The organism is Kushneria avicenniae, assembly GCF_900112585.1.
In the GTDB taxonomy this organism is placed as follows: Bacteria; Pseudomonadota; Gammaproteobacteria; order Pseudomonadales; family Halomonadaceae; genus Kushneria; species Kushneria avicenniae.
The window spans coordinates 276,847-289,057 of record NZ_FOLY01000003.1 but is presented as its reverse complement, the minus strand read 5'-3'; the positions used below and the strand labels follow the sequence as shown (position 1 = coordinate 289,057).

The 12,211-nt window shown below is 62.4% G+C and carries 9 protein-coding genes; 3 read left to right on the top strand and 6 right to left on the bottom strand.

Going from position 1 to position 12,211, the window contains the following annotated elements; all coding sequences use genetic code 11:
• Positions 1-68 precede the first annotated feature (68 nt).
• Positions 69-671, top strand: a complete 603-nt coding sequence (locus tag BM079_RS07735) for a helix-turn-helix domain-containing protein (RefSeq protein ID WP_090132618.1) — start codon at positions 69-71, stop codon at positions 669-671.
• A 69-nt stretch (positions 672-740) separates the two neighbouring features.
• On the opposite strand, the gene lldD is transcribed toward BM079_RS07735, so the two are convergent.
• Positions 741-1,895, bottom strand: a complete 1,155-nt coding sequence (lldD, locus tag BM079_RS07730; protein ID WP_090132615.1) for an FMN-dependent L-lactate dehydrogenase LldD — start codon at positions 1,893-1,895, stop codon at positions 741-743.
• Positions 1,896-1,947: 52 nt separating this feature from the next.
• Positions 1,948-3,642, bottom strand: coding sequence for an L-lactate permease (locus BM079_RS07725; RefSeq protein WP_090133265.1), 1,695 nt, complete (start codon positions 3,640-3,642; stop codon positions 1,948-1,950).
• 275 nt (positions 3,643-3,917) lie between these two features.
• On the opposite strand from BM079_RS07725, the gene BM079_RS07720 reads away from it, so the two are divergent.
• Positions 3,918-4,679 carry an FCD domain-containing protein gene (locus BM079_RS07720; RefSeq protein WP_090132611.1) on the top strand — a complete coding sequence of 254 codons (762 nt, stop codon included), beginning with the start codon at positions 3,918-3,920 and terminating at the stop codon, positions 4,677-4,679.
• Positions 4,680-4,797: 118 nt separating this feature from the next.
• On the opposite strand, the gene BM079_RS07715 is transcribed toward BM079_RS07720, so the two are convergent.
• The 3 genes from BM079_RS07715 to BM079_RS07705 all read right to left on the bottom strand — a co-directional run bounded on the left by BM079_RS07715 (position 4,798) and on the right by BM079_RS07705 (position 8,357).
• Positions 4,798-6,240: a YfcC family protein gene (locus tag BM079_RS07715; protein ID WP_090132607.1), complete on the bottom strand. Its 1,443-nt coding sequence runs from the start codon at positions 6,238-6,240 to the stop codon at positions 4,798-4,800.
• A gap of 143 nt (positions 6,241-6,383) precedes the next feature.
• On the bottom strand, positions 6,384-7,451 hold the full coding sequence (locus tag BM079_RS07710; protein ID WP_090132602.1) for an aldo/keto reductase: 1,068 nt from the start codon (positions 7,449-7,451) through the stop codon (positions 6,384-6,386).
• A gap of 84 nt (positions 7,452-7,535) precedes the next feature.
• Entirely contained in the window at positions 7,536-8,357 is an 822-nt protein-coding gene (locus tag BM079_RS07705; RefSeq protein WP_090132597.1) for a sulfite exporter TauE/SafE family protein, read from the bottom strand.
• 284 nt (positions 8,358-8,641) lie between these two features.
• On the opposite strand from BM079_RS07705, the gene BM079_RS07700 reads away from it, so the two are divergent.
• Positions 8,642-10,465, top strand: coding sequence for a glycoside hydrolase family 15 protein (locus BM079_RS07700; RefSeq protein WP_090132593.1), 1,824 nt, complete (start codon positions 8,642-8,644; stop codon positions 10,463-10,465).
• 486 nt (positions 10,466-10,951) lie between these two features.
• Here BM079_RS07700 and BM079_RS07695 read toward each other — a convergent pair whose 3' ends face one another.
• Positions 10,952-12,151: a PQQ-dependent sugar dehydrogenase gene (locus BM079_RS07695; RefSeq protein ID WP_245742870.1), complete on the bottom strand. Its 1,200-nt coding sequence runs from the start codon at positions 12,149-12,151 to the stop codon at positions 10,952-10,954.
• Between the last annotated feature and the right edge of the window lie 60 nt (positions 12,152-12,211).

Sequence of the window (12,211 nt, the reverse complement as noted above, 5' to 3'; positions counted from 1 at the left end):
ATCCTGGATAAAACAGCTACGCTGGTGATCAGTCTTGGCAAATGCTCATTGAATCAGGAGTAATGTGGATGACATCGTATCGCATGTTGGGCCTTTTACCGCTGGTCGCCCTGTTGAGCGCCTGCGGTGACCATCAGGCCGCCAGTGAGAGCAACTTCCGCTCGGCGCTGGAGGATGACGTGGGTAACATGGGCCCGGCCATCTGTCTGGAGTCACCGGCGCCGCGTATGCCGTTTGTAATGCACCAGCGCGTGATCAGTCAGAACCCCGAGATGGCCGATCGCGCCAGACGCGCCAATGCCCTGGTCGAGGCGGGTCTGCTTGAGCGTGAGAACATCAGTGACGGTCGCCAGCGCTACAGCCTCACCGATGAGGGCCGTGAGAGCTATGCCCGCGCCAGGGGGCTCGAGCAGGGCGGCTTTTGCTTTGGCAAGGTGCGTATCGAAAGCGTTGATAACTTCACGCCCGCACAGGCCATCGACGGCGGCTTCACGGTGTCGCACGTACGCTACAGCTACAAGGTACGTGATATTCCAGGCTGGGCCGAGAACGACAGCCTGCGCAAGGCCTACAAGGGTGGGCTTGAAGGTCTTGACGAGACAATGCACAAGCGCGCCATGATGATCCAGACCAACAAGGGATGGCAGACCGAGCGGCGCTTTGCCGAATAATCGCGGCATTGATCACCAAAAAAGGCGACCCCGTGGGGTCGCCTTTTTGATGACAGGACACGTGTCGACTCAGTCGATGACCGAGCCGGACTGCGGCACCATCACATCGCGGGTGATGTCGCTGATGGTGCCGGCACCGGTCAGCGTCATGGCCACGCGCATCTCCTTTTCAATCAGCTCGAGCAGGTTCACCACGCCGGCCCGGCCGTGGGTCGCCAGCGCATAGATGAAGGCGCGGCCCAGCAGCACGGTGTCCGCGCCCAGCGCGATCATGCGCACCACATCCAGGCTGCTGCGAATCCCCGAGTCGGCAAGAATCTTGAGTTTCCCCCTGACCGCACTGGCGATCTCCGGCATTGCGCGGGCGCTGGAGAGCACGCCGTCCAGCTGTCGCCCGCCGTGGTTGGACACCACAATGCCATCGGCACCAAAGCGCACGGCGTCGCGGGCGTCTTCCGGATCGAGAATGCCCTTGATAATCATGGCGCCTTTCCAGAAATCGCGAATCCATTCCAGGTCCTGCCAGGAAATGGACGGGTCGAAGTTTTTGGCCAGCCAGCCCATGTAGTCCTCAAGGCCGGTCGGATGACCGCGGTAGGCAGAAATGTTGCCCAGATCGTGCGGCCGGCCATGCAGTCCGACATCCCAGGTCCAGAATGGGTGGGTAAACGCCTGCCACATGCGACGAAGATCGGCATGTCTGCCGCTCATCCCGGAGTGCGCGTCACGATAGCGGGCCCCGGGGGTAGGCATGTCAACGGTAAAGACCAGCGTGCGAACGCCTGCTGCCCAGGCGCGCTCGAGAGCGTTTTTCATGAACCCCCGATCCTTGAGCACGTAGAGCTGAAACCACATGGGTCGGGAAAGCTCGGCGGTGACCTCCTCGATCGAGCACACCGAGACGGTCGACAGGGTAAAGGGAATGCCTTTTTCTGCCGCCGCCGTGGCGGCCTGAACTTCACCGCGACGGGCGTACATGCCGCACAGCCCGACAGGGGCCAGCGCCACCGGCATCGCCAGACGCTCACCGAACAGCTCGGTTTCAAGGCTCAGCTCGGACATGTTTCTCAACACGCGCTGACGCAGGGCAACACTGCCGAGATCATCCACGTTGCGCCGCATGGTGTATTCGGCGTATGCACCGCCGTCGAGATAGTGAAACAGAAAGGGCGGCAGCCGGCGTCTGGCAGCCGAGCGGTAATCGGTGGATGCTGAAATGATCATGTTGGGCCCTGAGTCCGTAAGGGTGACGTTGGATATCGCCGGGTGTCCGGCGCTAACTGCCCATGAGCGGGTCCCTGATACCAAGTGCGTAGCAGGCCACAAGCCCGATGACGCCGGTAAACAGCACGTAATAGAGGGTGGGCCAGATCGTCTTGCGAAGGGTAATGCCCTCACGTCCGATCAGGCCGACCGTTGCCGAGGCCGCCACGATATTGTGGATCGCGATCATGTTGCCGGCCGCCGCGCCCACGGCCTGAATGGACACGATAAAGGCCCCGGAGATGCCCAGCGTTTCGGCCACACCAAACTGGAACTGGCTGAACATCATGTTGCTGACGGTGTTGGAGCCGGCCAGAAACGCGCCCATTGCCCCTACAGTGGGCGCCATCAGGGGATAGATGCCGCCGACGCTATCGGCCACGTAGCGCGCCATCGCAATCGGCATGCTGGGAAGGTCGGCGGCATTGATGCCCGAATTGATCAGGATGCGCACCATGGGCACGGTGAACAGCAGCACGAAGCCGGCCTTGAGCAGCACCTGGCCGGACTCGCTGGCCGCCGCGCCGAGCTCGCGCAGACGCATGCGATGAAGCCCCACGGTCAAAAGCGCCACGAACACCAGAATACCGCCGGGCAGAAACAGCGGCTCGACGCTGGCATTGATGCCCTCTTCACCCAGAATGTTGGTCATGCCGAAACTCAGCGATTTTAGCGCTGCCGTCACTTCCGGGAAGACGCGGCTGACGACCAATAATGCGCCCACCAGCACGTAGGGCAGCCAGGCCAGCCACTGGCCCATGGGCCTGGCGGTGAGATCCTCCCTTCTGACCTGCAGCGTACCGACCCATTCGGCCGGCCAGTCCTTGCGATCGGCAAAATCCCAGACCGTTTTTGGCGTTAAAAAGCGCAGACGAGCGGCGGTCACGACGATGACCAGCCCGACCAGGCCGCCCAGCAGAGAGGGAAATTCCGGCCCGAGGAAAATACCGGTCGCAAGATAGGGCAGGGTCAGCGCAAGCCCTGCAAACAGCGCAAAGGGTAAAATCTCGAAACCGGCCTTCCAGCTTTTCTGCTCGCCGAAAAAGCGCGTCAGCATCAGTACCATGATCAGCGGCATGATGGTGCCGACAATGGCATGAGTGATCGCGGTGCCGTTGGTGATCTGCTGCAAAAAGATGTCCCAGCTCGAGCCCTGAGAGGCCAGCCGGTCCGCCAGAGTCACGCTGTCCAGCCCGGTGGTGACGCCGATGACGATCGGGGTGCCCACAGCGCCAAAGGAGACCGGCGTGCTCTGTACCAGCATGCCCATCAGCACGGCCGCCATGGCAGGAAAGCCCATGGCTACCAGCAGTGGGGCGGCAATGGCGGCTGTGGTCCCAAAGCCGGAAGCGCCTTCAATGAAACTGCCAAACAGCCAGGCGATGATGATGGCCTGTACGCGACGGTCCGGGCTGATGGTGGTGAAGCCGGCATGAATCGCCCGGATCGCCCCCGAGTGCTGCAGCGTATTGAGCAGCAGAATGGCGCCGAAAATGATCCACAGCACGCCGATGGTGATGATCAGTCCCTGCAGTGTGGAGGCGACGACGCGCTCGAAGCTCATGCTCCAGCCAGAAAGGGCAATCAGCACGCTGAGCAGATAGACCACCGGCATGGCGCGGCTGGCGGGCCAGCGCAGGCCGATCAGCAGCAGGCCGGCAACGATAATGGGGGCAATGGCGAGCAGGGCAAGCAGACCGGGTGTCATGTTCATTCCCTCTCAGTGGTCAAGGGCAGCGTATGTATGGGGCAGGAATATCGCGGCAGGCTGGTGGGTCATGAGCATTGCTCCACGTCTTTTTAGGCTTGCCAGATAATTGGTTTTACCAATTTAACTTTTGCTAATGCGCAGGCAGTGGAGAGTAAGGGGCTTTCAATAAAAGGGTCAACGAAACGATACTGCTACTTTGGTTCATGGTGATTGCCGGACCATTGCCATTTCGTGCCTAATGAATAATTGGTAATACCAATAAAGGAGCAGGTATGGAAGTCGGTCAGATACGTCATCGCCGGCTGGCGGATGGCATCGTCGAGCAGCTGCAGTCGATGATTCTTGAAGGCACCCTCAAGCCGGGCGAGCGGCTGCCGGCCGAGCGCGTGCTGGCCGAGCAGTTCGGGGTATCCCGACCCTCGCTACGCGAGGCCATTCAGCGCCTGACAGCCAATGGTCTGCTCAGCAGCCGGCAGGGTGGCGGCACCTACGTGACGCCTTCGCTGGGCACTACCTTCAGTGACCCGATGCTGTTGCTGCTGGAAAACAGCCCCGATGCCCAGCGCGATCTCCTCGAGTTTCGCCACACGCTGGAGGGGGCCTGTGCGTTTTACGCTGCACAGCGCGCCACTGAACCGGATCGAGAGCGGCTGCAGACGGCCTTTGACCGACTTCAGCAGTGCTATGACAACGCAGGCCCGACCACACAGGCCGATGAAGGGGCGGCAGATGCCGGCTTTCATCTGGCGATTGCCGAAGCCAGCCATAACGGCGTGCTGCTGCAGACGATTCGCGGCCTGTTTGATCTGCTCAAGCGTAACGTGGTGACCAATATTGGCGGGATGTATGCCCAGCGCGTCGAGACCCGCAAGATCCTCACGGATCAGCATCGTGAGCTGTTTGAGGCAATCATGAACCGACAGCCCGAGGCCGCACGCGAGATTGCTCAGCGCCATATCCACTACGTACAGGAAGTCCTGTCGGAAGTGCAGGCCGAGAAAGAGCGCATGGCCCGTTCCAGACGCAGAGGCTGAATCGGCATCCTGGAAGGTTTGCGCCGCTTCGTGGCTGCTCACCATGATAAAGGGCGACCCCGAGAGGTCGCCCTTTATCATGTCACACGGCCTGAACGTATCAGGCATCGTCCCGATATCAGCCGTGCCAGCCGCTTGCCTGGGCGACGATCAAAAGCGCGAAGGCGATCAGCACCCACAGGCCGAACAGCGGCAGGAAAAAGCGCACCCACTTCTGCCAGGGGACGCCGGCCAGCGCCAGCGTTGCCATGAAATAGCCCGAGGTGGGGTAGAGAATATTGCCGATGCCGTCGCCGAGCTGATAGGCCAGTACGGCCGTTTGACGCGTCACGCCGACCACATCGGCCAGCGGTGCCATGATCGGCATGGTGACCAGCGCCTGGCCACTGCCCGAAGGCACCACGAAATTGAAGCCGAGCTGTGCCAGGTACATGCCCAGTGCCGACAGCGCCGAGGGCAGCCCGCCGACCAGATGCCCCAGACCGTGGACCATGGTGTCGAGCACCTGACCGTCCTCGAGCACCACCGCTACGGCGCGGGCGATGCCGGCGATCATGGCGCCCATCAGCACGTCCCGAAAGCCTTCGTTGAAACCTTCGCAGATCTCGTCGATCTTCAGCCCCGCAATCAGACCGGCGACCACGCCCATGACGATAAAGAGCCCGGCCATTTCCGACATGAACCAGCCGCGGCCCAGCACGCCGTACACCAGCACGCCGAACAGCGCGAGCGTGGCCACGATGCAGAGCTTCTGGCGTCCGGTGGCGGGGGCTGACGCTTCATTGAAGGCATGCTGATAGCGCGCACGCTTTTGCTGCTCGTCCGGTTCGTCATTCATCAGGCTCGCCTCGGGGTTGTCCCGAACGCGCCGGGCATAGCGAATGACCCAGAACACGGCGACGACCAGCATGGCGATCAGCGCGACCAGGCGCAGCCCGAAACCGGAATAGAGCGGCAGATTGGCCAGCTGCTGCGCCAGGCCTGTATTGATCGGGTTGATGACGCCGGCAGCAAAGCCTGCCGTGGTGGCACACAGGGCGATGGCGGCGGCGGTCACCGAGTCAAAGCGCAGGGCGATCAACAGCGGCAGGATCACCGGTACATAAACCAGCGACAGCTCCTGGGTACCGATAATGGTGGCCAGCACGGCAAAGAGCACCATCAGCACCGGGATCACCCACAGGCTGCGACCGGCAAAATGGCGGGTCAGGTGATCAACGCCCAGCTCGATGATGCCGGTACGCCGCAGCACCGCAAACATGCCGCCGATCAACAGGGTAAAGAACACCACTTCACCGGCGCTGAGCAGTCCGCGCGGGATGGCCAGCAACAGTTCGGTCGGCCCGGCCGGGCTGGGGGTCACCCAGTGGAAGGAATCGGCATCGATAGTGGTGCGGCCATTGGGACCGGGGATGGTGTCATAGACACCCGCCGGGATCAGCCAGGTGGCCAGGCCGGCCAGCAGGATGAAAATGAAAAGGATGGCGTAAATATGCGGAATCTGAAACGAACGTTTCCTTGAGGTGCGTGGTGAGGCGGGCCGTGAAGGATCCTGTGGCATGATGAATGGCTCGTTGTTGTTGATTGGACATCGGGACCACCTTCCTGACCAGGCGGCCCCATGTTCCGATAGTTTCACAACCGGCCATCAGACGAAAGTAGGTGCGTTCAGCGGCAGGTCGTATCCGCCGTCCAAAGGGTTGATCACGCCCCGTGCTGCTCATCCAGCCACGGCTGCTGCAGGAGGCGGTCCACATCATTGAATCGCGCGGAGGCGGTACGCTGCTGATGCCAGTAGGGATAGATCAGCGGGGGGCGGCCGGCCTTTTCGATGGCGCGAATCTCGTCATCGGCAAGCTGGAGTTCAGCGCCGGCCAGGTTGTCCTCGAGCTGCTCGTTTCTGCGCGCACCGATCACGGCAGTGGTGACTCCGCGCCGACCCAGAATCCACGAAAGCGCCACCCGGGCGGCGGAGACGCCGTGGGCCTTGCCGACCTCGACCAGGGTGTCGATGAGGGTGTAAAGCTGCTCCTCATCGCGAATGGGCGGTTCGGTCCAACCCTGGCTGAAGCGGGTGCCGTCCGGATTCTTCTGGCCGCGGCGATACTTGCCCGACAGTAGACCGCCGGCCAGCGGGCTCCAGATCATGGTGCCCAGTCCCTGATCAACCGCCATTGGCATCAGCTCGTATTCGGCGTCGCGCGCCTGGGAGGTGTAGTGGATCTGCTGGCTGATCGGGCGGGTAAAGCCGTAACGCTCGCACAGCAGCAGAGCCTTCGAGATCTGCCAGCCGGTGAAGTTGGAGACGCCGTAGTAGCGAATCTTGCCGTCACGCACCAGCTGATCCATGGTGGCCAGCGTCTCTTCCAGCGGTGTCAGGCCGTCCCATTCGTGCAGCTGGTAAAGGTCGATGTAGTCGGTCTGCAGCCGCTCAAGGCTGTCATGGAGCTGGCGCAGGATATGGTGGCGCGACAGCCCGCTGTCGTTGGGGCCGTTGCCCATCGCAAAGCGCACCTTGGTGGTCAGCAGCAGGTCATCGCGCCGGCCCTTGATCGCCTCGCCCAGAATCCTTTCCGAGGCGCCGGCCGAGTACATGTTGGCGGTATCGAAAAAATTCACGCCGCGATCGATACACATGTCGATCTGGCGGCGCGCGCCCTCGACATCGGTATTACCGAGACTGGCCATTCGGCCTTCGCCGCCGAACGTCATGGTGCCCAGTGTCATGGTCGAAACGCGCAGGCCCGACTGGCCCAGATTGCGATATTCCACGATAACCTCCTTGTGTTCCTGCAACGGATCGAACAGGCAGTGCGTGCCCGGCTCGGGCAGCGTCCATCGTCCAGTGTGGACCCTTCAGCCGTGATTCAGCGAATGTGGCACGCCTTGGAGCAGAAAGTTGATGCCGATCACCAGCAGCAGCGCAGCAAAGAGCCGCTTCAAAAGCGTCGGCGAGAGCCGATGCGCCAGGCGTACGCCCAGGCGCGCCGAGACCATGCTGGTCAGCGCAATGCCCAGCATGCCTGGAAGATAGACGTAGCCGATGCTCCACGGGGGCAGGTCGGTATGGCCATGGCCGAACCACATGAAAGAGAGCGCACCGGCAATGGCGATCGGCAGGCCGCAGGCCGCCGAGGTGCCCACCGCCTGCTGGGCCGGCAGGTTGCGCCACAAAAGAAACGGCACGGTGAGCGAGCCGCCGCCGATGCCAAAGATGGCCGAGGCCCAGCCGATGATCGTCCCGCCGCCGATCAGCCATGGCCTGCCCGGCGGTCGATAGTCGCTACCGCCGCCTTTTGGTCGCAGGTTGAAGGCGATCTGGATCGACATGGCGATGGCAAAAACGCCGATCACCATCTGCAGGTCGTTGCCCGGAATCCAGGAAGCGGTCAGCGCCCCCAGCGCACAGCCGACCACGATGCCGATGCTCATCCAGCCCACCAGCGGCCAGCGTGTGGCGCCCTTTTGATGATGGCCGTAAATCGAGTTGATCGAGGTGAACACGATGGTAGCCAGTGAGGTGCCCACCGCCAGATGCGTCATCACGCCGGGGTCGACGCCCTGCAGGGTAAAGCTGTAGATCAGCACCGGGACGATGATCAGGCCGCCGCCCACACCAAAGAGCCCCGCCAGAATGCCGGCCACGATGCCGAGTGCGAGATAAAGAAGAAAGATCATGCGATGTCCAGAGTCGTCGTGCGAGAAAGCCGGGCCGAACCGGTTCAGCCACCGGCATGGCACCCCGGGTAGCGTTGAACAAGCGCCCGTGGGCCGGGGTCTTCAGCTTAACGCAGCGTGATGACATTGGCGTCATGGCGACCGGGCGTCCACAGTAAAGGTTAATCCATATCTATTACTGCGATGCGCGCCGGAAATCCGCCCTGCACGGTGGCCGGTCGGCGCACTCGTGATCCATCGGCTGCACATGAGGTGTGGCGTTTGAAATCAAGGAATGTGTGTCGATGACCAAAAGACAGGTTGCCAATCCTGCCCGGGAAGATGGCTTTGCCCCGCTGGGTGATTATGCCGCCATTGGTGAAGGGCGTTCGGTAGCCCTGATCGCCCTGGATGGCGCCATTGACTGGTGGTGTGCGCCGAGCATGGATGATCCGCCGCTTTTCGACCGGCTGCTCGAACCCGAAGTGGGCGGTTACTTCTCGCTCACCCCGCGCGATGACTACCGCGTCGAGCGTCACTATCGCAACAACAGCAACGTGCTGGAAACCACCTTCGTCACCGAGGGCGGCAAGGCGCGGGTCACCGAATCGATCAACAGCAACACCGCCGGGCGTCTGCCCTGGTGCGAGCTGGCCCGTCGCGTGGAAGGGCTCGAGGGCGAGGTGGCGTTCGATATCTGCTTTCACGCTGGCACCCGCACTGAAACGGTCAGCCCCTGGCTGCAGGAGACCACCATTGGACGGGTCTACAACATTGGCCATCTGATGGCGATGCTGCGCTGCTCCGATGACGTGGAGATCAGCGAGTGCTGTGACCGCTACGCCCGGGGCACGCTCACCGCCCGCGAGGGGCACCGCTCGATGGTGGCGCTGCTTGCCGCCGAGGGACAGCCGCTGGCGGTGCCCTCGATCGACAGCATTGATGAGCGTATCGAGGTCAGCGATTTCGCCTGGCGTGACTGGATCGACAAGCTGAACTTCAACGGTGAATATCCCGAGTGGGTCTACCGCTCGGCGCTGGCGCTGAAGTTCCTGCTTTATTCGCCCAGCGGTGCGATCGCCGCGGCGGCGACCACCTCGCTACCGGAGCGTCTCGGTGGTGACAAGAACTATGACTATCGCTACGCCTGGGTGCGCGACGCCTGCATGGTCATCAAGGCCTTTGTACATGCCGGGGCCATCGAGGAGTCGCAGGCGGCCTTTTCGTGGCTGACCCAGACGATTCGTCGTCACGGACCGGATATGCGGGTGTGCTATACGCTCCAGGGGGAGCTGATTCCGGCCGAAACCTATCCGATGATGACCGGCTACAAGCACTCTCAGCCGGTGCGGGTCGGCAACAACGCCCGCGACCAGATCCAGCTGGGCATGTACGGCGACATGCTGGCCACGGCGTCGCTGTTTATCGATGCCGGCCACATCATCGATATCAAGACGGCCCGGCTGCTGGAGGATCTGGCCAATCAGTGTGCCGATCGCTGGCGCGTGCGCGATGCAGGCATCTGGGAGCTGCCCGGCGACTATCAGCACTATACGCACTCCAAGATGGCCTGTTGGCTGGCACTCACTCATGCGGTACAGCTGGCCGAACAGGGCCACATCGAAATTACCTGGAAAGATCGCTGGGAGCGCGAGCGCCATCGCATCGCCGAGTGGATCGAAGCGCACTGCTGGTCGGAAGCGCGCGGCGCCTATGTCTTTCATGAAGGTGTGGAAGGGCTGGATGCGGCCCTGTGTCTGACCCATCGCTTCGGCGCCGAGGTCAATCGCGAGCGCATGCTCTCGACCTATCGTGCCATCCGCCAGGAGCTGGGTCGCGGCGCGCTGATCTATCGCTACTCCGGCGCGCACGAGGAAGAAGGGGCCTTTGTCGCCTGCTCCTTCTGGATGGTCGAGGCGCTGGCAGCGCTGGGCGAGAAGGAGGAGGCCCGCGAACTGATGGACGAGGCGCTCGAGGCCACCAACGGCAACCTGGGGCTTTTGACCGAGATGGTCGATCCTTCCACCGGTGAGCATCTGGGCAATGTGCCTCAGGGGCTCAGCCATCTGGCCCAGATCTGCGCGGCCAATGCCCTGTCGGGTCGGGTTGTGGAAGATTCGGGCTACTAGCCCTGAAAGAGTCGCCGATTCGTTGAATACCCCCAGTGAAAGCCGGGGGTATTTTTATGCGCCGGGCAGCAGTTCAGGGTAAACGGTGTCATCCCTGCCCTGAATCGCAGCAACGGGCTCTGGTCTCGGGAGACGGGCATGATGATAGCGCCAGGGTTTCTATGCACTACCTGTGGCGTGCAGTACATTGATAGTGAGCACCCACCTACAAGCTGCCCTGTCTGTGAGGACGAGCGTCAGTACGTGCCGGCTGACGGGCAGCGCTGGACCCGCCCCTAGGCACTTCTGGCACAGCATGCCAACGTGTTCGAGCAGCTCGTTCCCGGGCTTTTGAGCCTTCTCAGCACGCCAGGATTCGGCATCGGCCAGCGGGCACTCTTGCTGCAGACGCCCCACGGCAACGTAATGTGGGACTGCATCACCTGATGGACGACAGCACCCGCGCGGTGGTTGATCACGCGGGCGCTGTCATCGGTGGGTAAGTGGTTACTCCTTTGGTACGACGCGAATCAGTGCGCCATCGCCTTTATCGGTGAGCACCCACAGCGCCCCGTCCGGCCCCTGATCGACATCGCGTACGCGTCCCAGTTCTTCCAGATAGCGCGCCTCGCCGGTCACCCGGCCCTCTTCCAGCGTAAGGCGCACAATGCCTCCCGGTTCGAGGGAGGCGATCAGGATATTGTTCTGCCATCCGTCAAAGCGGTCGCCGGTATAGAAGGTCATGTCACCGGGCGCGATGACCGGGTCCCAATAATAGACCGGCTGCTCCATGCCGTCCTGTTGGGTGATGCCCTGGCCGATGGGCGCACCGGAATAATCCTCGCCGTAGGTGATCACCGGCCAGCCGTAGTTGAGGCCGGGTTCGGGACGATTGAGTTCGTCGCCGCCCTTCGGGCCGTGTTCGATGGTCCAGAGCTCGCCGGTCTGTGGATGGCGGGCGGCACCCTGCACGTTACGGTGACCAAGCGACCAGATGTCATCCCGCGCCTCATCGCGACCCACGAAGGGGTTATCGTCGGGCATCGAGCCGTCGGCGTTGATCCTGACCACCTTGCCGATCGTGTTGTCCAGTGTCTGCGCCAGCTGGCGTGGCTCGACAAGTGAGCGCTCACCGACCGTGATCCAGAGCATGCCGTTGGTGCCCCAGACCAGCCTGGAGCCAAAGTGTTTGGTGGACGCCCAGGCCGGCTGCTGCTGGAAGATCGTCTCGACATCGGTCAGGCGTGTGCTGTCTTCGTTGAGCCTGCCGCGTGCTACGGCGGTGGCGTTTTCGGCGTTGCCACGTGGCTCGGCGTAGCTCAGATAGACCCATCGCTCGGTGTCGAAATCGGGGCCGAGACTGACATCCAGCAGTCCACCCTGGCCTCTGGCATCCACCTCGGGCAGGCCCTTGATCGGCTCTGATATATCACCCTCGGGTGTGATCAGGCGCAGGCGCCCGGGGCGTTCGGTCACCAGCATGTTGCCATCGGGAAGAAAGGCCATCCCCCAGGGATGTTCGAGACCGTCGGCCACGGTCTGCGTATCGAGGCGGACCGTGCCCTCCAGCTGCGGCGCGCGGGTCTGGCCCTCGAAGGCTGGCGTCTGATCAGGGGCGTTGGGCGGACCGACAGGGACCGGCTCGGCCATGACCGGCGAGGTGAGCATCAGGGCAACGACAGGCGACAGCAACGGCGCGATACGCATGGGCATTCTCCCGAAGGGCTGAATCGATAGGGTTGGGATCGATCCAGCCTCGCACGTCTG

Coding starts and splice junctions, on each gene's coding strand:
- BM079_RS07735 (WP_090132618.1), top strand. CDS start 69: ATGACATCGTATCGCATGTTGGGCCTTTTACCGCTGGTCGCCCTGTTG.
- lldD (WP_090132615.1), bottom strand. CDS start 1,895: ATGATCATTTCAGCATCCACCGATTACCGCTCGGCTGCCAGACGCCGG.
- BM079_RS07725 (WP_090133265.1), bottom strand. CDS start 3,642: ATGACACCCGGTCTGCTTGCCCTGCTCGCCATTGCCCCCATTATCGTT.
- BM079_RS07720 (WP_090132611.1), top strand. CDS start 3,918: ATGGAAGTCGGTCAGATACGTCATCGCCGGCTGGCGGATGGCATCGTC.
- BM079_RS07715 (WP_090132607.1), bottom strand. CDS start 6,240: ATGCCACAGGATCCTTCACGGCCCGCCTCACCACGCACCTCAAGGAAA.
- BM079_RS07705 (WP_090132597.1), bottom strand. CDS start 8,357: ATGATCTTTCTTCTTTATCTCGCACTCGGCATCGTGGCCGGCATTCTG.
- BM079_RS07700 (WP_090132593.1), top strand. CDS start 8,642: ATGACCAAAAGACAGGTTGCCAATCCTGCCCGGGAAGATGGCTTTGCC.
- BM079_RS07695 (WP_245742870.1), bottom strand. CDS start 12,151: ATGCGTATCGCGCCGTTGCTGTCGCCTGTCGTTGCCCTGATGCTCACC.